The sequence below is a fragment of the Streptomyces sp. Y1 genome (assembly GCF_041053115.1).
Classification (GTDB): domain Bacteria; phylum Actinomycetota; class Actinomycetes; order Streptomycetales; family Streptomycetaceae; genus Kitasatospora; species Kitasatospora rubellomurina.
In genome coordinates this window covers 3,695,188-3,716,159 of sequence record NZ_CP163445.1, presented here as the reverse complement: position 1 = coordinate 3,716,159, position 20,972 = coordinate 3,695,188, and the positions used below count along the sequence as shown (strand labels likewise).

Here is a 20,972-nt window from a genome sequence, read left to right as displayed (position 1 = left end):
GTGCTGAGTACCTGTACGCGCGCAGCAGCCAGATCGGCTGCCCCGGGCCCGCCGCGAACCTTCGCGGCGGGCCCGAAGCGTTGAGGGCGTGAACTACTGGGCCAGATGGTCGAATTCGCCTGCCTGGATGCCGCGTAGGAGGGCGCGGAGTGAGGCGGGCGTGGTGGTGAGGATGACGTCGGGGTCATCGCTCTCGCGGATCCTGAGGGTGCAGTCGGTGAGTGCTGAGACGTATATGCAGTTGGCGGCGTCGCCGCTGAATGAGGACTTCTGCCAGTCGTGAACGGCCATGGTCGGTCCTCTCTTAGGCGCTCTGGGCGATACGGCGGATGAGGTCGCGGGATGCATCAGGCTCGAGCGCACTTGTCGCCAACCGATCCATCACAGCTCGATATTTGATCAACTGCGGCTCGGTGTCGATGAACTCGGACCTGTCTCCATCAACCTGGACACTGTCCAATCGTGCAACCTCGGCGTTGAAGTACACGATCCCGGCCCCGGAACTGGGGTAGCTGCCGGTGCCGAACGGGATCACCCTCAGGTCGATGTGAGGTTGCTCGCTCATGGTCACCAGGTGTTCCAACTGCTCCCGGGCGACCTTCGGACCGCCGAAGCCCATGCGCAAGGCGGCCTCGTGGACGACGGCGGACAGCGGGATCGGTTGTTCGCCGTAGAGCACTCCCTGTCGCTTGATGCGGTGGGAGACGAGATGTTCCACTTCCGGCGGCGAGAGGGGTGGGACGACATCTCGGAAGAGTGCGCGAGCGTGTTCCGGGGTCTGGAGGAGTCCCGGGACGTGAATGGCTGAAGCGATCCGCATCGATTGCGCGTGGTGCTCGAGTTCGGCCAGGTCGAGGGCTCCGGCCGGGAGGATCTCGCGGTACTCCTCCCACCAGCCACGGGTGCGGCCGCCCGTCATGCGGGTCAGCGCGTCGATCAAGGTGTCATCCACGCAGCCGTAGAGACGGGCCAAGGTCCGCACCCGGTCCGCGCTCACCGGGTATCCGCCGGATTCGATGTTGCTGATCCGGGACTGCGGGGTGCCGTGCAGCTCCCCGGCTCGCGTGACCGACAGCCCTGCCTGCTCGCGCAACCGGCGCAGCTCGGCGCCGAGTCGCCGCTGCCGGATGCTCGGCGGGGTCTTGCTGGGCGGCATCCGCTGACTCCTCGCTCTCGACCGCCGACGTAGTCGACCGTCACCCTTGGGAGTGGGTGATGATACGAATTCCTCAGAGGCGGTGGACTACATACTACCGACTGGCTACTTTTGATTCTGCGTCAGGGACGATCGCTGCCCGTGGTGGCGGCAGCGCGGCGTCCAACTCCCGTTCACGTAGGAGATTTCCATGACTGCTGCGCCGTCGCAAAACCCTCGTCCGAACACGGCTCGGATGCCGGTCGCCCCGCCGTTCGAGCAGGAGCTGTGCGGGCTCGTGCTCGACAGTGCGCCCCGGCTGTTCGCCGTCGTCCAGGTGTGTGGCGAGGGGCGTGAGGACGCCGATGGGTGGGTGGTGGCCTGGGGGCTCGCCGACGAGAACGGGCGCGCGCACGTGATCGGGGTCGACGGGTGGACGCGGATGACCCTCGCGTCGGCCGAGCGCGTCCTCCGGCACTTCGGGCGGTGGCCGGGGGTCAGTGCGCGGGTGGTCTGGCTCGCGGAGCCGGGTGGCGCCGCGTTGGACCGGGGCGAAGCGGCCTGACGTCGGCCGTCGCTACCGCCCTGTGCTGTCGTCGCGCCATCGGATCGCTATCCGTGGCTCCTTCGGGGGCCTGATAGGGCCCGGATAGCTGCTCCCGGAATGGTGTGTCCTGCGGGGGAACAGGCACGGCGACAGGGGGCAGGTCCGATGGGGTACGCGACGGTGGAGATCGACGAGCGGGACTGTCTCGTCGCCTTCGGCGACGCCGACCTGGTGGCGCTGGCCGCCGACGCGCTGCGGCGCAGCGCGCTCGGAGCCGACCAGCCGGACGCACGGCGGGGGAGCCGGCTGGCGGCGACCGAGCATCCGGAGCGGGTGATGCTGCACGACGAGCGGGTGGGTGGGGTCTGCCTGCTGCCGCGTGCCGTGCTGCGCTCGCTGGCGGTGGCCGCGATGGCCGCCCTGGCCGCCAGGGAGTTGCTGGCGGCCCGGGTGGCCACCGCGGCGGTGATCGGCACCGGAGCCCCGGTCGCCGGGTTGCTGACCGCGCTGGTCAACCACGTGGTGAACCTCGGCGAGGTCGCGCTCTGGCCGTCGCACGGCGAGCAGGGCTGGCCGACGCCGAAGCTGACCGCGCACGCCGCCGACCGGGGGCTGATGCTGTCCCGGCCCGTCGAACTCGAACGGGCGCTGCTCGGTACCGATCTGGTGGTGCTCGCCCCCGGGTTGCCGGAGGCCACCTACCGGAAGGTGGAGCTGGGGATGCTGGCCCGCGGAGCGGTGCTGATCAACGCCACCGGCGAGCAGCCGGCCGAGTCGTTGACCCGCGCGGTCGGCCGGATCCTGGTCGACGATCTGTCGGCGGCCAGGGAGCGGACTGCCGTGCCGGTCCGGGCCGGCTACCGGGTCGCGCCCGAGCCGATGGCGCTCGGCGAGCAACTGTGCCGGCCGCGCGCGGGTTGGGAGTTCGCCGGTGAGAGCGTCCTGGTGGACCTGCGCGGCGTGCCCGGCCTGGAGGTCGCGCTCGCCAGCCGGCTGTACGAGATCGCGCTGGTGCGGGGCCTCGGCGTCGTCCGGCACGGACTGCTCGGCTCGAAGGGAGGACAGCTGTGCGCACCGACACCCGGGATGAACTGACCACCGCCGGCACGATCCGCCGCTGCGTCGCCGCCGGCTGCGGGCGCGACCCCGAGGGCGGTGAGCCGCAGCCGCGCCCGGCCGACGCCGGGACCCTGCTGTGCCGCCCCTGCCGCAACCGGGTGCACCACCAGCTCGGCCGCCTCCCGCGGCTGTACCGGGAGAGCGACCGGCTGCTGAACGCCCAGGCGAAGCAGGTCGAAAGGGTTTCCGGCGGCCGCAACATCGGAATTCCGCTGAACGGCGCCGCGGTCGACGCCCGGGCCGACGTCCGGGGATTCCTGGCCGCCTGGTCGCAATTGATCGTCGACGAGCGCGAGGTTTCCGCACCGGCCCGTACGGTGCCCGCGATGGCGGAATTCCTGCTGCGTCACCAGAACTGGATCGACCGGCACGAGGCGGTCGGTGAATTCACCGCCGAGCTGTTCCGGGCGTTCGCCCGGCTGCAGCGGCTGGAAACCGCCGTGCCGACCCGCCGGATCACCGTCTCGCGCTGCCCGGAGGACGGCTGCCCGGGCGAGCTGGAGGCCGTCCTGCGCCCGCAGGACTCCCGGACCGGCTCGCAGATCCGCTGCACTCACACCAAGGAGCACACATGGGCCACGGAACAATGGAGCAGTCTGCGCCGGCCGAGGAGGGCTTCCGCGTCGGTGACATCGTGACGCTCTGGAAGGTGCCCAGCGGCACCGTCTACTGGCTCGCCAACAAGCACTCCTGGCGCCGCTACAAGGTCTGCGGCCGGGTGCACTACCACCCGCAGGACGTCCTCGACACCCTCGGCTGAACACCTTAAGAAACGCCTTCTGCCGACTGTCTCCAGAGAAATCAGGAGATGGTCGGCCGGAGGCGTTTTTCTCTTTATCAACCCCCCCTTCAAAAACTCCCGAAAACCGGTCTTGACAAATTCCGGCCCAGCCAAGAAGCTTCTCCCAGGGTTGGTGAAGTGTGCCCAACCGGGGCTCCGGAACTTCTTTTCGAGCCGAGTGATCCCCCCTCCGCGGATCGCACCTTTCGCTTCCTTGTGCAAGGAGTGGCATGACCGTCTTCATGTTTCCCGGCCTCGGTGACCATTACCTCGACATGGGCCGGGACCTCTACCGCGAGTTCCCGGTGTTCCGGGCCGAGCTGGACCGCTGTGTCGAGCTGCTGGAGCCCGAGCTCGGGCTCGATCTGCTCACCGTCCTCTTCAGTGCGGAGCCGGCCGAGCAGAAGCCCGCCGAGGGCCTCGACCTGCGCCGGATGCTCGGCCGCGACGAGCGCGAGGAGAGCGCGCAGGAGCAGCGGCTGAACCGCACCGAGGTGGCCCAGCCCGCGCTGTTCGCCGTCGAGTACGCGCTGGCCAAGCTGTGGGCGTCCTGGGGCGTCGAGCCCGAGGCGATGATCGGCTACAGCCTCGGCGAGTACGTGGCCGCCTGCCTGGCCGGCGTGCTGTCGCTGGAGGACTCGCTCACCCTGGTCGCCCGCCGCGCCAAGCTGATCGAGGCCTCGCCGGCCGGCCGGATGCTCGCCGTGATGCTGCCGGAGGAGGAGCTGGCGGGCCTGCTCGGCGAGCGGCTGTCGCTGTCGGCCGTCAACGGCCCCGAGTTCTGCGTGGTCGCCGGCCCCGCCGAGGACGTCCAGCAGCTGCACGACCGGCTGCGCGCCGAGGGCGTGGTCACCCGTCCGGTGCGTTCCACGCACGCCTTCCACTCCGCGATGATGCGCCCGCTGGTCGAGCAGGTCACCGCGCTGGCCGCCGGGCTCACGCTGAACGCGCCGACGATCCCGTACGTCTCCAACGTGACCGGCACCTGGATCACCGACGCGCAGGCCACCGACCCGGGCTACTGGGCCGAGCACCTGGTCAGCCCGGTGCGGTTCGCGGACGGCCTGCGCGAGCTGGGCGACGGGCGGCAGCTGCTGGAGGCCGGCCCCGGCCAGACCCTGAGCAGCCTGGCCGCCGCCGTCCGGGGCGGTTCGGCCGGTGTGGTCGCCTCGATGCGGCACCCGCTGGAGCGCCGGGACGACGCCGAGGTGCTGCGCCGGGCGCAGGCGAAGCTGGCCGGCGAGGAGAGGACCGAAGCCCCCGACGCCGGACTGTCCGGCACCGAGCGCACGCTGACCGAGATCTGGGCCAAGCTGCTGCCGGTCGACGAGATCCCGGTCGACGTCAGCTTCTTCGAGACCGGCGGCAACTCGCTGCTCGCCACCCGCCTGCTGCTGCGCGTCTCGCGCGCCTTCGACGTCGAGCTGACGCTCCGCCAGGTGTACGAGACGCCGACCGTCGCCAAGCTCGCCGCCGTCATCGACGCCCGCCGCAGCGGCACCGAACTCGCCGTCGACGCCGCGTCCTCGGAGACCGGCAGCGCCGAGCGCCCGCGCTTCCAGCTGCCGAACGGCCTCTGGGTCACGCACCAGAACGAGGCCGAGACCAGGCACTTCTACGAGGACATCTTCGACCACCGCACCTACGCCAAGCACGGCATCACCATCACCGACGGCGCCACGGTGGTCGACGTCGGCGGCAACATCGGCCTGTTCACGCTGTTCGCGCACTACGAGGCCAAGGACGTCAAGGTCTACACCTTCGAGCCGGCGCCGCCGATGTTCGAGCTGCTCAGCCGCAACGTCGCCGACCACGGCGTGAACGCCACGCTGATCAACGCGGGCGCCTCGGACGCCGAGGGCACCGCCGAGTTCACCTTCTACCCGCGCAGCTCCGGCATGTCCTCGTTCCACCCGGACGAGGCCGAGGAGAAGCACAACCTGCGCACGATCATCGCCAACCAGCGCGAGGCCGGCGCCGCCGACGAGATCGACCAGCTCGGCGCGTACGCCGAGGAGCTGATGGACGTCCGCTTCGAGGCGATCCCGTTCACGGCGACGCTGCGCCCGCTGAGCGCGGTGATCCGCGAGCAGGGCATCGAGCGGATCGACCTGATCAAGATCGACGTGCAGAAGAGCGAGCACCAGGTCATCGCCGGCATCGCCGACGAGGACTGGCCGAAGATCCGGCAGATGGTGCTGGAGGCGCACGACGGCGACGGCCGCGTGGCCCGGCTGACCGAGCTGCTGACCGGCCACGGCTTCACCGTGCTCGCCGAGCAGGACGAGCTGTACCGCGGCACCGACATCTTCAACATCTACGCCACGCGTGGCGAGAGCCGCTAGGAGCAGACATGGAAGCAGAGATGGAATTCGCGACCGTCGGCGTCGTGGGCGCCGGTGTCATGGGCGTCGGGGTCGCGCAGAACCTCGCGCAGACCGGCCACCGGGTCGTCCTGGTGGACGTCTCCGAGGCGGTGCTGGACCGCGCCCGGGCCGAACTGCGCACCAGCCTGCGGTCGTTCCGGCTGCTCAACCCGGGCAGCAGGGTCGACCCGGCGGAGGTGCTGGGCCGGATCGAGTTCACCCTCGACTACCAGCGCCTGGCCGACGCCGACTTCGTGGTCGAGAACACCACCGAGGACTGGGCGGTCAAGGAGGAGGTCTACCGCCGGATCGACGCGATCTGCCGCCCCGAGGTGGTCTTCGCGGTGAACACCTCGGCGATCTCGATCACCCGGGTCGGCTCGGTCACCGGCCGGCCCGAGCGGGTCGTCGGCATGCACTTCATGAACCCGGTGCCGATGAAGCCGATGGTCGAGGTGATCCGCGGCTACCACACCACGCCGGAGACCATCGACACCGCGACCCGCTTCCTGGCCGGGATGGGCAAGGAGCGCATCGTCGTCGAGGACGTCCCCGGCTTCGTCTCCAACCGCGTCCTGATGCTCACCATCAACGAGGCGGTCTTCCTGGTGCAGGACGGCGTCGCGAACGCGGAGGACATCGACCGGATCTTCCGCACCTGCTTCGACCACAAGATGGGCCCGCTGGCCACCGCCGACCTGATCGGCCTGGACACCATCCTCAAGTCCGTCGAGGTGCTCTACGAGAGCTTCAACGACGACAAGTACCGGCCCGCCCCCCTGCTCAAGAAGATGGTCGCCGCGGGCCTGCTCGGCCGCAAGAGCGGCCAGGGCTTCCACAGCTACCACTGACAAACCCTCCCCGCCACACGACAGGACAGGACCCGCAACCATGGCCACCGACGCCAAGGCCCGGATCGCCCACTACCTCTCCGGCTTCTTCCCGGTGACGGACCTCAAGGACGACGACGACCTCTTCGCGCTGGGCTTCGTCAGCTCGATGTTCGCGATGCAGCTGGTCACCTTCGTCGAGCACGAGTTCGACGTGGTCGTCGAGAACGAGGACCTGGAGCTCGACAACTTCCGCTCGATCGGCGCCCTGGAGGCGTTCGTCGGCCGCAAGCTGGCCGCCACCGCCGCGTCGTGAACGGCCTGCTGACCGACGACCAGCGAAGCGCCCTGGAGGAGTTCCGGGCCTTCGCCGACGCCGAGATCGCCCCGCACGCCGACCCGGCCCACCGCGCCCAGCGCACCGAGCCGGCCGTCGTCAAGGCGCTCGCCGACACCGGCTGGATGGGCCTCGCCATCCCCGCCGAGTACGGCGGCCTCGGCCGCGACGCCGTCCAACTCGGCCTGCTGGCCGGCGAACTGGGCCGCGCCTGCTCCTCGATCCGCAGCCTGCTGACCGTGCACACCATGGTCGCGCACGCGATCGGGCGCTGGGGCAGCCGGGAGCAGCGCGAGCGCTGGCTGCCCCGGCTCGCCACCGGCGAGCTCACCGCCGCGCTGGCCGTCTCCGAACCCGGCGCCGGCAGCGACATGGCCGCCGTCGCCACCGCCCTCACCCGCGAGGGCGAGGGCTGGCGGCTGGACGGCCACAAGAAGTGGATCACCTACGGCGAGACGGCCGACCTCCTCCTGGTGGTCGGCCGCTCCGCCGAGGGCCCGACCGCCGTCCTCGTGGAGCGCGGCACCCCGGGCCTGCGCACCGCGCTGATCACCGACCTGATCGGCATCCGCGCCTCGATGACCGCCGACGTGTGGTTCGACGGCTGCGCCGTCCCCGGCGAGAACCTGCTCGGCCGCCCCGGCCTCGGGGTCTCGCACGTGGCCGGCGCGGCCCTGGACCTCGGCCGCTACACCGTCGCCTGGGGCAGCGTCGGCATCCTCGACGCCTGCCTGGCCGCCTCCGTCGACTACGCCGGGCGCCGCGAGGCCTTCGGCGCGCCGATCAAGGAGCACCAGCTGGTCCGCCGGATGGTCAGCACGATGTACGCCGACCGGCAGGCCGCCCGGCTGCTCTGCCTGGAGGCCGGCCGGCTGCGCGACGCCCGCGACCCCGGCGCCCTGGCCGCCGCCTCGACGGCCAAGTACTTCGCCTCCACCGCCGCCGTCCGGGCCGCCTCGGACACCGTGCAGATCCACGGCGCCAACGGCTGCGGCCCCGACTACCCGGCGCAGCGCCTGCTCGGCGACGCCAAGGTCATGGAGGTCATCGAGGGCAGCACCCAGCTCCACCAGACCGGCCTGGCCGAGTACGCGTTCCAGGAGTCCGCCCGGGCCCGCCGCCCGCACGCGGACGCGGCGACGGCCGACGCAGTGAGGAGAGACCGATGACGGTGAAGTGCGTGGTGTGGGACCTCGACCACACCCTGTGGGACGGGATCCTGTTGGAGGACGGCGAGGTCACCGTCCGCCCGGCCGTGCTGGACGTGATCCGCACCCTCGACGAGCGCGGCATCCTGCACTCGGTCGCCAGCCGCAACGACCACGACGCCGCCTGGGCCAAGCTGGTCGAGCTCGGCGTCGCCGAGTACTTCCTGCACCCGCAGATCGGCTGGGGCAGCAAGTCCGAGGCGGTCGCCGAGATCGCCCGCCGGCTGAACATCGGCATCGACACCCTGGCCTTCGTCGACGACCAGCCCTTCGAGCGGGACGAGGTCGCCTTCGCGCACCCCCAGGTGCTCTGCATCGACGCCGCCGAGGCCGCTTCGATCCCCGAACTGCCCCGGATGAACCCGCGGTTCGTCACCGCCGACTCGCGCGCCCGGCGCCACCTGTACCAGGCGGACGAGCAGCGCAAGCAGGCCGAGCAGGGCCACCGGGGCACCTCCGAGGAGTTCCTGGCCAAGCTCGCCATGCGGTTCACCATCGCGCCCGCCCAGGAGGACGACCTCCAGCGGGCCGAGGAGCTGACCGTCCGCACCAACCAGCTCAACGCCACCGGATACACCTACTCCTACGAGGAGTTGGACGCCTTCCGCAGCTCGCCCGACCACGACCTGCTGGTCGCCGAGCTGGAGGACGTCTACGGCGGCTACGGCACCATCGGCCTCGCCCTCGTCGAGCGCGGCGCCGAGGCGTGGACGGTCAAGCTGCTGCTGATGTCCTGCCGGGTGATGGCCCGCGGCGTCGGCGCCGTCCTGCTCAACCACCTGATCCGGCAGGCGCATTCGGCCGGCGTGCGGCTGCGGGCCGAGTTCGTCCCGACCGACCGCAACCGGACGATGTACATCACCTACAAGTTCTCCGGGTTCCGCGAGCTGGAGCAGCGCGACGGGGTTTCCGTGCTGGAGAACGACTACTCGCGGGTCCAGGACGACCCGCCGTACATGACCGTCCTGGTCAAGGGCTGACGCGCCGCCCGCGAGGGGCACAGGGGACACGAGACGGATGGCTCAGAGATGAACGAGAACGCGAACGAGGACCGGCTCCGCCGCGCCATGGCGGCCGTCCTGCAACTTCAGCAGCGCAACCAGGAGTTGGAGCACAGCCGGTCCGAGCCGATCGCGATCGTCTCGATGGCCTGCCGGCTCCCCGGCGGCATCGCCACCCCCGAGCGGTACTGGGAGGCGCTGGCCGCCGGGCAGGACCTGATCGGCCCGCTGCCCGAGCGCTGGGCGGACCTCGACCTGTACGACCCCGACCCGGAGGCGGCCGGCAAGAGCTACGCCGACCAGGGCGGATTCCTCGACGGCATCGAGGAGTTCGACGCCGAGCTGTTCGGCGTCTCGCCCCGCGAGGCACTCGCCATGGAGCCGCAGCAGCGGCTCGTCCTGGAGACCGCCTGGGAGGCGCTGGAGCGGGCCGGGCAGCGCCCCGGCCCGCTCGGCACCAGCCGCACCGGCGTCTACCTCGGCGCGATGCGCTCCGACTACGCCACCACCCGGGCCGGGCTGGAGGCGCTGGACGGCTACCAGGGCACCGGCATCTCCAGCAGCGTCATCTCCGGGCGCGTCTCCTACACGCTGGGCCTGCAGGGCCCGGCCGTCACCGTCGACACCGCCTGCTCGTCCTCGCTGGTCGCCGTCCACCTGGCCTGCGCCGCGCTGCGCAGCGGCGAGTGCGACCAGGCCCTGGCCGGCGGCGTCACCGTGATGAACACCCCGGTGCTGTTCGTCGAGTCCAGCCGGCTGCGCGCGATGTCCCCGGACGGGCGCAGCAAGAGCTTCGGCGCCGGCGCGGACGGCGGCGGCTGGGCCGAGGGCGCCGGCATGGTGCTGCTCAAGACCCTCTCCGCCGCCCGCCGCGACGGCGACCGCATCCTCGCCGTCATCCGCGGCTCCGCCACCAACCAGGACGGCCGCAGCCAGGGCCTGACCGCCCCCAACGGCCCGGCCCAGCAGCGGGTGATCCGCGAGGCGCTGGCCGCCGCCCGGCTCACCCCCGCCGACGTCGACGCGATCGAGGCGCACGGCACCGGCACCCGGCTCGGCGACCCGATCGAGGCCGGCGCGCTCGCCGAGGTCTTCGGCCCCGGCCGGGACGCCGCGCGGCCGCTGCGCCTGGGCTCCGGCAAGTCCAACATCGGCCACTCGCAGGCCGCGGCCGGCGTGGTCGGCGTGATCAAGATGGTGCTCGCGCTGCAGCACGAGCGGCTGCCGAAGACCCTGCACGTCGAGCAGCCCAGCCCGCACATCGCCTGGGAGGGCAGCGGCATCGAGCTGCTCGGCGAGGCCGCCGACTGGCCGCGCGGCGAGCGCCCGCGCCGGGCCGGCGTCTCCTCCTTCGGCATCAGCGGCACCAACGCCCACCTGGTCCTCGAAGAGGCCCCGCTCGACGAGGCCCCGGCCGAGGGCGCCGACGCCGTCCCGGCCGCCGGCTACCCCGTGCTGCTGTCCGCGCAGACCCCGCAGGCGCTGCGCGCCCAGGCCGCCCGCTGGGCCGACTGGCTCACCGAGCACCCCGCCACCCCGCTGCTCGACCTGGCCCGCACCGCCGCCCTGCACCGCACCCACCTGGAACACCGCGCCGCCGTCACCGCCGGCTCCGCCGCCGAGGCGGCCCTGGGACTGCGCGCCCTCGCCGAGGGCGCCGCCCCGCGCGAGCTCGTCCAGGGCCGGGCCGCCGCGCGCGGCCGGGCCGTCTTCGTCTTCCCCGGCCAGGGCAGCCAGTGGCGCGAGATGGGCCGCACCCTGCTCGACGAGTCCGCCGTGTTCCGCGCCGCCGTCGAGGAGTGCGACGCCGCGCTGCGCCCGCACACCGGCTGGTCGGTGCGCGCGCTGCTGGCCGGCGAGGGCGCCGACCTGCCCGACTTCGAGCGGATCGACGTCCTGCAGCCCGCCCTGTTCGCCGTCATGATCGGCCTCGCCGAGACCTGGCGCGCGCTCGGCGTGCGGCCCGCCGCCGTGGTCGGCAGCAGCCAGGGCGAGGTGCCCGCCGCCGTCGTGGCCGGTGCGCTCTCGCTCCAGGACGGCGCCAGGCTGGTCGCGCTGCGCAGCCGGGCGCTGCTGCGCGAGTGCAGCGGCAAGGGCGGCATGGCCCTGGTCGAGCTGCCCGCCGAGCAGGCCGCCGCGCTGATCGAGCCGTACGGCGGCGCGCTGTCCATCGCCGTGATCAACACCGAGACCTCCACCGTCGTCTCCGGCGACGCCGAGGCGATCGAGGCGCTGCTCGCCGCGATGGCGGACGGCGACGTGTACTGCCGGCGCATCCCCTCCGACGCGGCCGGCCACAGCCGCCACATGGACCCGATCCTGCCCGGCCTCGCCGAGCAGCTGGCCGGGCTGCGCCCGCGCCCCGCCGCGGTGCCGTTCTACTCGACCGTCACCGGCACCGTGCTGCCCGGCGAGAGCCTGGACGCGGCCTACTGGTGCCGCAACCTGCGCGACACCGTCCGCCTCGACCTCGCGCTGCGCGCCCTGACCGCGGACGGCTTCGGCGTGTTCGTCGAGGTCAGCCCGCACCCGGTGCTCGGCATCCCGCTGACCGGCGCCACCGCCGCGAACGACGGCGTGGTCGTCGGCACCCTGCAGCGCGGCCGCGGCGGCACCGACCAGCTGCTCCAGCAGCTCGCCGCGCTGCACAGCCACGGCCACCCCGTCGACTGGGCCGCCGTGCTCGGCCACCGCCCGGCCGGCCGGGCCGTCGAGCTGCCCACCTACGCCTTCCAGCGCCGCCGCTACTGGGTGGAGGCCCAGGCCCCGGCCGCCGCCCTGCGCGGCTCCGCGCCCGCCCGGCCCGCCGTGGAACCGTCCACCCAGCCGTCCACCCAGCCGTCCACGCAGCCGGACGGGCTGCGCGCCCGGCTGGCCGGGCTGCCCGCCGAGGACCGGGCCCGGCCGCTGGAGGAGGCCGTCCGCCGCGAGGTGGCCGCCCTGCTCGGCACCGACGAGCCGGTGGACGCCGAGCGCCGCTTCCGCGACCTCGGCATGGACTCGCTGATGGCGCTGCGGCTGCGCAACCGGCTGACCGAGCTCACCGGTGCCGCGCTGCCCGCCAACCTGACCCTGCACCACCCGAACGCCCGCGCCGTCACCGGCTACCTGCTGGAGCACGCGCTCGGCGAGCTGCCCGCCGTCGCGGCCGGCGCCCGGCTGACGCGCGCCGAGCGGCGCGACGAGCACCCGGCCACCGAGGGCCAGCGCCGGCTCTGGTTCCTGGAGCAGCTCACCCCCGGCACCGCCCAGTACCACGTGGCGCTCAAGCTGCGCGTCGCCAACCCGCTGGACCGGACGGCCTTCGAGCGGGCGCTCGCCCACCTCACCGGCCGGCACGAGGCGCTGCGCACCGCCCTGCGGATGCGCGACGGCGAACTCGTCCAGGCCGTCTCCGAGGTGGATTCCATCCCGGTGCGCTGGGAGGACGCGGAGGACGCCGAGGCCGTCGCCCGCGCCGAGGAGCTCACCCCGTTCGACCTCGACGGCCCCTCGCTCGCCCGCTGCCGGGTGCTCACCCTGCCCGGCGGCGAGCAGCTGATCTGCCTCACCGTGCACCACGCGGTGGTCGACGGCTGGTCGCTGACCGTGCTGCTGCACGAACTGCACGACGCCTACCGGGCGTTCGCGGACGGCACCGACCTGCCCGCCGCCCCCGTCGAGCACCACCTCGGCGACTTCGCCGCCTGGGAGGCCGCCGCCGCCCTGGAGGGCCGCTTCGACGAGGGGCTGCGCCACTTCGCCGCCGAACTCGCCGGTGCGCCCCGCCTGGAGTTCCCGCCCGGCCCCGAGAACGCCGACGACCAGCAGCCGGGCGGCGACACCCACTACTTCACCCTGCCCGCCGAGCTGCGCGCCGAGGTCGAGGCACTGGCCGCCCGCAGCTCGGTGACCCCGTACACCGTGCTGGTCACCGCCTTCGCGGCGCTGCTCGCCCGCACCTGCGACCAGTCCGACCTCACCCTCGGCACGGTCTGGGCCAACCGCCAACTGCCAGGCACCGAGGGCGTGGTGGGCTTCCTGGTGAACACCCTGCCGCTGCGCTGCGACCTCACCGGCGAGCCCACCGTCAGCGGCCTGCTGACCGGCATGGGCGAGAAGGTCAACGCCGTCGCCGAGCACCAGGGCGTCCCGCTGACCCGGCTGGTCCAGGCCGCCGGCGGCCAGCGCACCGGTGGCCAGCGCACCGGCGACGAGAACCCGCTGTTCCGCGCCGTGTTCAACTACGGCAGCGCCGAACTGCCCACCGTGGGCGAGGGTGCGGACGCCTGGCGGCTGCCGACCACCGGCAGCCCGGCCGGGAACGTGCGCGGCGCCGCCAAGTTCGAGCTGGGCCTCACCCTCGCCCCCCACGGGGACGGGCTGCGCGCCGAGCTGGAGTACCTGCCGCACGTGCTCGACCGGGCCGGCGCCGAACGGCTGGCGGCCGCGTACGGGCAGCTGCTCGCCGAGTTCGCCCGCCGCCCGGAGGCCGGGCTCGCCGAGCTCGACGCGCTCGGTGCGGCCGAGGCGGCCTGGCTGGAGGAGCTCAGCGGCACCGTCGAGCCGGCCGGTCCGGCCCGGCCGACCGCGTACGAGCTGATCCTGCGCCAGGCCGAGCGCACCCCCGACGCCGTCGCCGTCCTGGCCGGCGGCGCCGAGCTGAGCTACGCCGAACTGCTGCGCCGCGCCCGCGCGCTGGCCGTCCGGCTGCGCGCCGCCGGGGTCGGCCCCGGCCTGCCGGTCGGCATCCACCTGCCGCGCGGCACCGATCTGGTGGTCGCCGTACTGGCGGTCTGGACGGCCGGCGGGGCGTACCTCTCGCTGGACCCGAACTACCCGGCCGCCCACCTGGACCACATGGTCGAGGACAGCGGCCTGACCGTCGTCCTCTCCGACACGCCCGTCGAGCGCTGGAGCGAGGGGCTCACCGTCCTGGGCATGGAATCCACGGACGGGGACGGGGAGTTCGAGGGCCCGGCCGCCGGGGACCTCGCCTACCTGATCTACACCTCCGGCTCGACCGGCCGCCCCAAGGGCGTGCAGATCGAGCACGCCCAGTTCGCCAACTTCTGCCGCGCGATGGACGAGCGGATCGGCGGCGGCCCCGGCGACACCTGGCTCGCCGTCACCAGCCTCTCCTTCGACATCTCCACCCTCGAACTGCTGTGGACCCTCACCCGGGGCTACCGCGTCGTGGTCGCCGCCGGCCGCACCGCCGACTGGGCCGCCCACCGCGGCCTCGGTCCCACCCACCTGCAGTGCACCCCGTCCTACGCCCGGATGCTGCTCGCCGACGCCGAGGGCCGCGCCCTGATCGGCGGGCTGCGCCGGATGCTGGTCGGCGGCGAGGCGCTGGACCGCGGCCTGGCCCGCAAGCTGGCCGCGCTCTGTCCGGGCGAGGTCGTCAACATGTACGGCCCGACCGAGACCACCGTCTGGTCCGCCACCTGGACGCTCGACGCCGCGGCGCTGGAGCGCGGCGAGGTCTCGCTCGGCACGCCCGTGCTCAACACCCGCTTCCACGTGCTCGACCGCTCCGGCCGGCGCGTCCCGCGCGGCACCCGCGGCGAGCTGTGGATCGGCGGCCACGGCGTCGCCCGCGGCTACCACGCCCGCCCCGAGCTGACCGCCGAGCGCTTCACCGCCGACCCGTACGCCACCGAGCCCGGGGCCAGGATGTACCGCACCGGCGACCTGGTGCGCTACCGGGCGGACGGCAGCCTGGAGTTCTGCGGCCGGATCGACGCGCAGGTCAAGCTGCGCGGCCACCGGATCGAGCTCGGCGAGGTCGACACCGTGGCCGGCGAGCACCCGGCCGTCGTCGAGTGCAGCGCCGTGGTGCGCGAGGACACCGAGAACGACCCCCGGCTCACCCTCTACTGGGTGCCCGCCGAGGGCGCCGAGCAGGCCGAGCCGCAGCTCGCCGCCCACCTCGCCGAGCGGCTGCCCGCCCACGCGGTGCCCGGCCGGCTGGTCCGCGTGTCCGAGCTGCCGCACACGCCCAACGGCAAGGTGGACCGCAACGCCCTGCTGCGGCTGCCGGCCCCCTCGGCCGTCGTCACCCCGGTCGCCGACGCGGGCCAGGACGTGCAGGCGCTGGTCGCCGCCGCCTGGGCCCGGGCGCTGAACGTCGCCGAGGTCGACCCCGACCGCGGCTTCTTCGACCTCGGCGGCACCTCGATGACCGCCCTGGGGGCGCACCGCGAGCTGTGCGCGGCGCTCGGCCGGGAGTTCCCGCTGTCCGCCGTGTTCCACCACCCGACGGTCCGCCGGCTCGCCGCCCACCTGACCGGCGAGACCACCGCGACCGCCCCCGAGGTGCGCACCGCGGTGCGCACCGACGAGGACGCCGTCGCCGTCGTCGGCCTGTCCTGCCGGCTGCCCGGCGCGCCCGACCTGGCCGCGTTCTGGGCCAACCTGCGCGCCGGCGTCGAGTCGATCAGCCACTTCACCGAGCAGGAGCTGCGCGAGGCCGGCGTGCCCGAGCAGCTGCTGGCCCGCCCCGACTACGTCCGCGCCAAGGGGTACGTGGACGGCGCCGACCTGTTCGACGCCGCGTTCTTCGACTGCTCCCCGGCCGAGGCCGAGGCGATGGACCCGCAGCACCGGCTCTTCCTGGAGTGCGCCTGGGAGGCGCTGGAGCACGCCGGCCTGACGCCGCGCGGCTTCGACGGCCGGATCGCCGTCTTCGGCGGCTCCGGCTTCGGCGGCTACCAGGGCGCCGACGCCGAGGACATGTCCGCCTTCTACCGGGCGATGATCGGCGGCAAGAACGACTACCTGGCCACCCGGGTCGCCCACAAGCTGGACCTGCGCGGCCCGGCGCTCACCGTGCAGACCGCCTGCTCCACCGGCCTGGTCGCCGCCCACCTCGCCCGCGAGAGCCTGCTGCGCGGCGAGTCCGACGCCGCCCTGGTCGGCGCCGCCTCGCTGACCTTCCCGCTCAAGTCCGGCTACCTCTACCAGCCGGGCCTGGTCGCCTCCCCGGACGGCGCCTGCCGCGCCTTCGACGCCGAGGGCGGCGGCACCGTCCCCGGCAACGGCGTCGGCATGCTGGTGCTGCGCCGGCTCTCCGACGCCGTCGCCGCCGGGGACACCGTGTACGCCGTGATCCGCGGCAGCGCCGTCAACAACGACGGCGCCGACAAGGTCGGCTTCACCGCCCCCAGCGTGGCCGGCCAGGCCCGGGTGATCGCCGAGGCGCAGGCCGCCGCCGGCGTCACCCCGGACACCATCGGCTACGTCGAGGCGCACGGCACCGCCACCGCGCTCGGCGACCCGATCGAGGTCCAGGCGCTCCAGCAGGTCTTCGGCGCCGCCGAGCGCACCGAGCCCTGCGCGCTCGGCTCGGTCAAGAGCAACATCGGCCACGCCGACGCCACCGCGGGCATCGCCGGCCTGATCAAGGCCGTGCTGATGCTGCACCACGGCGAACTCGTGCCGAGCCTGCACTACACCCGGCCCAACCCCGAACTCGGCCTGGACGACAGCCTGTTCGCGGTCACCACCGAACTGCGCGAGTGGTCCGGCGAGGCCGGCCCGCGCCGGGCCGGGGTCTCCTCCTTCGGCATCGGCGGCACCAACGCCCACCTGGTGCTGGAGCAGGGCCCCGCCGGGCCCGCCGAGGCCGCCCCCGCCGAGGGGGTGCGCCCGGTCGTGCTGTCCGCCCGCGACGAGACCGCGCTGCGCGCCCAGGCCCGCCGCTGGGCCGAGCACCTGGCCGAGCGCCCGGAGCTCACCCCGGCCGCCGTGGCCGGGCCCGCCGCCACCCGCCGCACCCACTTCGCGGCCCGCGCCTCCGTCCTGGCCGGCGACCACGCCGAGCTCGTCGACGCCCTCACCGCGCTCGCCGAAGGCCGCCCGCACCGGCTGCTCAGCCAGGGCGAGGCCGGCCGGCCCGGCAAGGCCGTGTTCGTCTTCCCCGGCCAGGGCAGCCAGTGGCCCGCCATGGGCCGCGAACTGCTCGACCGCAGCCCGGCGTTCCGGGCCGTCGTCGAGGCCTGCGACCGCGCCTTCGCCCCGTACCTGGACTGGACGGTCGCCGAGCTGCTGGCCGGCACCGGCGCGGCCGCCACCCTGCCGCTGGACCGCCTCGACGTCGTCCAGCCCGCGATGTACGCCATGTACGTCGGCCTGGCCGCCGCCTGGCGCGAACGCGGCCTGGAGCCCGCCGCCGTGGTCGGCCACAGCCAGGGCGAGGTGGCCGCCGCCGTCGTCGCCGGGGCGCTCACCCTCGACGAGGGCGCCCGGGTCGTCGCCCTGCGCAGCCGGGCCCTGCTCGGCTGCGCCGGGCGCGGCGAGATGGCCGTCGTCGAACTGCCCGTCGACGAGGTGCTCGGCCACCTCGCCCGCCACGACGGCCGGATCTCGCTGGCCGCCGTCAACACCGCCGGCTCGACCGCCGTCTCCGGCGACCTCGACGCGATCAACGACCTGCTCATCGACCTCGACGACCAGGACGTCATCTGCGGCAAGCTCAACGCCGCCGTCGCCTCGCACAGCGCCCAGATGGACGCCATCCTGCCCGGCCTCGCCGCCGAGCTGGCCGACCTCGACCCGCGCACCGGTGACGTGCCGTTCTACTCGACCGTCACCGGCGGCCCGCTCGACGGCCGCTTCCTGGACGCCGCCTACTGGTGCCGCAACCTGCGCGAGCCGGTCCGCCTGGACCTCGCCCAGCGCGCCCTGCTCGACGCCGGCCACCAGGTGTTCGTCGAGGTCAGCCCGCACCCGGTGCTGGCCCACGCGCTCACCGACAACGGGCTCGCCGCCGGGGCCGTCGTCGTCGACACCCTGCGGCGCGGCCACGGCGGCCCCGAGCAGCTGCTGCGCACCCTCGGCGTGCTGCACGTCCACGGGTACGAGGTCGACTGGGCCGCCGCCCTCGACGGCGCCGGCCCGCAGGTCGAGCTGCCCGGCTACGCCTTCCAGCGCAAGCGGTACTGGGCCGAGCCCAAGGCCGCCAAGGCCGCTGCCGTGGACAGCGGTGACGGCGAGTTCTGGCAGGCCGTGACGGACGGCAAGACCGAGCGGATCGCCGAACTGCTCGCCGCCCCCGAGGAATTGCGGGACGGCCTGGAGGAGCTGCTGCCGCTGCTCGCCGCCTGGCACGACGGCCGGCAGGCCGACGCCGAGGTCGCCGACTGGCTGTACACCGAGCGGCGCGTGCTCGCGGAGCCCTCGCCGCAGCCGGCGACCCTGACCGGCCACTGGGCGCTGATCGAGCCGCCCGGGGCCCAGGCCTCGACCGGCCTCGCCGAGGCACTGGCCGCCGCCGGCGCCACCGTCCACCGGCTCCCGGCCGGCGAGGACCGCGCCGCCCTCGCGGCCGCCCTCGGCGCCCTGCCGCAGCTCACCGGCCTGCTCGCCCTCCCCGGCGACCGCGCCGACGAGCGCGGCTTCCACCGGCTGCTCGCCCTCGTCCAGGCGGTCGGCGACACCGGCCGCCCGGCCCCGGTCTGGGCCGTCACCCGGGGTGCCACCGCGCTCGACGGCGAGGACGCCCCGAACCACCCGCAGGCCCTGGTCACCGGCCTCGGCCGGGTCCTCACCCTGGAGGCCCCGGACCGCTGGGGCGGCACCCTCGACCTGCCCGAGCAGCCGTACGACGGCTGGCAGACGGCCCTGGTCGCCGCCCTCGCCGCCGGCGACGGCGAGGACGAGGCCGCGCTGCGCCCCGAGGGCCGCTACGTCCGCCGCCTGCACCGCGCCGAACCGGCCGGCACCACCGGCCCCGCCTGGCGGACCTCCGGCACCGCCCTGATCACCGGCGGCGCCGGAGCGCTCGGCCGGCAGCTCGCCCGCTGGCTCGTCGAGCGCGGCACCCGCCGGGTGGTGCTCGCCACCCGCACCGCCCGCAGCACGCCCGAACTGGACGCGCTGCGGCAGGAGCTCGCCGAGCACGGCGCCGTCCTCGACCTCGCGGCCTGCGACCTCGCCGACCGCGAGCGGACGGCCCGGCTGCTCGCCGACCTCGACGACGCGGGCGCCGCCGAACCGCTGCGCGTCGTCGCCCACCTGGCCGGCGTCTCCCGGATGACCGCCGTCGACGACCTCACCCCCGAGGCCGCCGACGAGGAACTCGCCGGGAAGGCCCGCGGCGCCCGGCACCTGCACGAGCTGCTCGCCGACCGCCCCCTGGACGCCTTCCTGCTGTACGGCAGCGGCGCCAGCCTGTGGGGCGGAGCGGGCCAGGCCGCGTACGGCGCCGCCAACACCGCGCTGGACGCGCTCGCCCGGCACCGGCACGCCCGGGGCCTCGCCGCCACCGTGGTGCACTGGGGCGGCTGGGCCGGCGGCGGCATGATGACCGCCGAGGCCGAGCGGACCTACCGCTCGCGCGGCCACCGGCCGATCGCCGCCGACCGCGCCCTGCACGCCCTCGGCCTCGTCCTGGCCGCCGGGCTGCCCTCGGCCGGCGTCGCGGACATCGACTGGGCGACCTTCGCCCCGCTGTACGCCGCCGCCCGGCCCCGCCCGCTGGTCGACACCGTCCCGCAGGCCCGGCAGGCCCTCACGCCCGCCGAAGCCGCCGCGGACGACGGCGCCGGCCACGACCTGCGCCGGCGCCTCGCCGGCCTCGACCGGACGGCCGCCCTGCACCTGCTCACCGAGCTGGTGACCGCCGAGACGGCCCCCGTCCTCGGCCTCGCCCCGCAGGCCGTCCCCGCCGACCAGCCGCTCCAGCAGCTCGGCATGGACTCGCTGATGGCCGTCACCATCCGCGGCCAGCTCGCCCGGCGCACCGGCCTCGCGGTCACCACCGACACCATCGTGCGGGCCGGGAGCTGCCGGGGCATCGGCGGCCACCTGCTGGAGCGGCTGCTGCCGGACGGCGCCGCACCGGCCGAGCAGGGCCGGGCCGAGGACGGCTGGCTGCGGGTGCTCAAGCCCGCCGCCGGACGCCCCCGGGCCCGGATCTTCGCGATGGCCGGCATGGGCGGCACCAGCGCCGGCCACATCCCGCTGGCCCGGCACCTGCCCGCGGACGTCGAACTCCTCGCCGTCCAACTGCCCGGCCGCGACGGCCGCTCCGGCGAGCCGCCGGTCACCGACATGATGCTGCTCGCCGACCACGTCGCCGCCGCCGTCAGCGCCCGGCTGGACGCCCCGGCCGTGCTCTACGGGCACAGCCAGGGCTCCTGGCTGGCCTGGGAGCTCGCCCACCGGCTCGCCGGGCAGCCCGCCGCCCCGCCGCTCGCCCTGGTCGCCGCCTGCGGCATCCCGCCGCAGGCCGAACCCACCGAGGGGCTGCGCCGGCTCACCGGCTCCGCCGCCGTCCTGGACGAGCTGCCGACCGCCGAGGCGGCCGCGCTGTTCGCCGGTCTGCTGCCCGAACAGGTCCTGGACAGCGAGGAGTTGCTGGCCGACTACCTGGTCCGGCTGCGCGCCGACGTCACCCTGGCGGAGAACCACCGGGCGGCGCTGCGCCACCTCGACCGCGCCCCGCTGCGCATCCCGGTGCGCGCGGTGGCCGGCACCGACGACCCGGTGCTGCCCGCCGAGGCGCTGGACGCCTGGCGGCCGCTCACCGAAGGCCCCTACACCCGCGGCGGCGTGCCCGGCACCCACGCCGCCCCGATCGAGAACCCCGCGGCCATGGCCGCCGAACTGAACGAAGCGCTCGCGGCCCTCGCGGCCCCTGCGACCGGCACCGCGAACTGACC

General features: G+C 74.3%; 12 protein-coding genes. 10 read left to right on the top strand and 2 right to left on the bottom strand.

Annotated features, from left to right (window positions below; all coding sequences use genetic code 11):
* Nucleotides 1-93 precede the first annotated feature (93 nt).
* Nucleotides 94-291, bottom strand: a complete 198-nt coding sequence (locus AB2U05_RS15655; RefSeq protein ID WP_045702632.1) for a DUF397 domain-containing protein — start codon at nt 289-291, stop codon at nt 94-96.
* 13 nt (nt 292-304) lie between these two features.
* The gene (locus tag AB2U05_RS15650; protein ID WP_045702634.1) at nt 305-1,156 is read right to left on the bottom strand and encodes a helix-turn-helix transcriptional regulator; all 852 of its coding nucleotides are present in this window, start codon (nt 1,154-1,156) and stop codon (nt 305-307) included.
* 190 nt (nt 1,157-1,346) lie between these two features.
* On the opposite strand from AB2U05_RS15650, the gene AB2U05_RS15645 reads away from it, so the two are divergent.
* The 10 genes from AB2U05_RS15645 to AB2U05_RS15600 all read left to right on the top strand — a co-directional run bounded on the left by AB2U05_RS15645 (nt 1,347) and on the right by AB2U05_RS15600 (nt 20,970).
* A complete protein-coding gene (locus AB2U05_RS15645; RefSeq protein ID WP_369183499.1) occupies nt 1,347-1,700 on the top strand; it encodes a hypothetical protein in 354 nt (117 codons plus the stop codon).
* Between the two features lie 147 nt (nt 1,701-1,847).
* A complete protein-coding gene (locus tag AB2U05_RS15640; RefSeq protein WP_045702636.1) occupies nt 1,848-2,777 on the top strand; it encodes a hypothetical protein in 930 nt (309 codons plus the stop codon).
* Nucleotides 2,750-3,439, top strand: a complete 690-nt coding sequence (locus AB2U05_RS15635; protein ID WP_157882239.1) for a hypothetical protein — start codon at nt 2,750-2,752, stop codon at nt 3,437-3,439. The genes AB2U05_RS15640 and AB2U05_RS15635 overlap by 28 nt, the downstream gene beginning before the upstream one ends.
* Nucleotides 3,436-3,561 carry a hypothetical protein gene (locus AB2U05_RS15630; RefSeq protein ID WP_267884074.1) on the top strand — a complete coding sequence of 42 codons (126 nt, stop codon included), beginning with the start codon at nt 3,436-3,438 and terminating at the stop codon, nt 3,559-3,561. The genes AB2U05_RS15635 and AB2U05_RS15630 overlap by 4 nt, the downstream gene beginning before the upstream one ends.
* 251 nt (nt 3,562-3,812) lie before the next feature.
* Entirely contained in the window at nt 3,813-5,927 is a 2,115-nt protein-coding gene (locus AB2U05_RS15625) for an FkbM family methyltransferase (protein ID WP_369183498.1), read from the top strand.
* Between the two features lie 20 nt (nt 5,928-5,947).
* Entirely contained in the window at nt 5,948-6,799 is an 852-nt protein-coding gene (locus tag AB2U05_RS15620) for a 3-hydroxyacyl-CoA dehydrogenase family protein (RefSeq protein ID WP_045702637.1), read from the top strand.
* 40 nt (nt 6,800-6,839) lie between these two features.
* Nucleotides 6,840-7,094 carry a phosphopantetheine-binding protein gene (locus AB2U05_RS15615; RefSeq protein ID WP_045702639.1) on the top strand — a complete coding sequence of 85 codons (255 nt, stop codon included), beginning with the start codon at nt 6,840-6,842 and terminating at the stop codon, nt 7,092-7,094.
* Nucleotides 7,091-8,284 carry an acyl-CoA dehydrogenase family protein gene (locus tag AB2U05_RS15610; RefSeq protein ID WP_369183497.1) on the top strand — a complete coding sequence of 398 codons (1,194 nt, stop codon included), beginning with the start codon at nt 7,091-7,093 and terminating at the stop codon, nt 8,282-8,284. Before AB2U05_RS15615 ends, AB2U05_RS15610 begins: the two co-directional genes overlap by 4 nt.
* Complete coding sequence (locus AB2U05_RS15605) at nt 8,281-9,303, top strand: HAD family hydrolase (protein ID WP_045702643.1); 1,023 nt, start codon at nt 8,281-8,283, stop codon at nt 9,301-9,303. Before AB2U05_RS15610 ends, AB2U05_RS15605 begins: the two co-directional genes overlap by 4 nt.
* 48 nt (nt 9,304-9,351) lie before the next feature.
* Nucleotides 9,352-20,970 carry an amino acid adenylation domain-containing protein gene (locus AB2U05_RS15600; protein WP_369183496.1) on the top strand — a complete coding sequence of 3,873 codons (11,619 nt, stop codon included), beginning with the start codon at nt 9,352-9,354 and terminating at the stop codon, nt 20,968-20,970.
* Nucleotides 20,971-20,972: the final 2 nt, after the last annotated feature.

Excerpts from the sequence above, each read along its gene's own strand:
- AB2U05_RS15625 (WP_369183498.1), top strand. The coding sequence starts at position 3,813 with ATGACCGTCTTCATGTTTCCCGGCCTCGGTGACCATTACCTCGACATG.
- AB2U05_RS15615 (WP_045702639.1), top strand. The coding sequence starts at position 6,840 with ATGGCCACCGACGCCAAGGCCCGGATCGCCCACTACCTCTCCGGCTTC.
- AB2U05_RS15600 (WP_369183496.1), top strand. The coding sequence starts at position 9,352 with ATGAACGAGAACGCGAACGAGGACCGGCTCCGCCGCGCCATGGCGGCC.
- AB2U05_RS15640 (WP_045702636.1), top strand. The coding sequence starts at position 1,848 with ATGGGGTACGCGACGGTGGAGATCGACGAGCGGGACTGTCTCGTCGCC.
- AB2U05_RS15645 (WP_369183499.1), top strand. The coding sequence starts at position 1,347 with ATGACTGCTGCGCCGTCGCAAAACCCTCGTCCGAACACGGCTCGGATG.
- AB2U05_RS15655 (WP_045702632.1), bottom strand. The coding sequence starts at position 291 with ATGGCCGTTCACGACTGGCAGAAGTCCTCATTCAGCGGCGACGCCGCC.
- AB2U05_RS15605 (WP_045702643.1), top strand. The coding sequence starts at position 8,281 with ATGACGGTGAAGTGCGTGGTGTGGGACCTCGACCACACCCTGTGGGAC.
- AB2U05_RS15650 (WP_045702634.1), bottom strand. The coding sequence starts at position 1,156 with ATGCCGCCCAGCAAGACCCCGCCGAGCATCCGGCAGCGGCGACTCGGC.
- AB2U05_RS15620 (WP_045702637.1), top strand. The coding sequence starts at position 5,948 with ATGGAATTCGCGACCGTCGGCGTCGTGGGCGCCGGTGTCATGGGCGTC.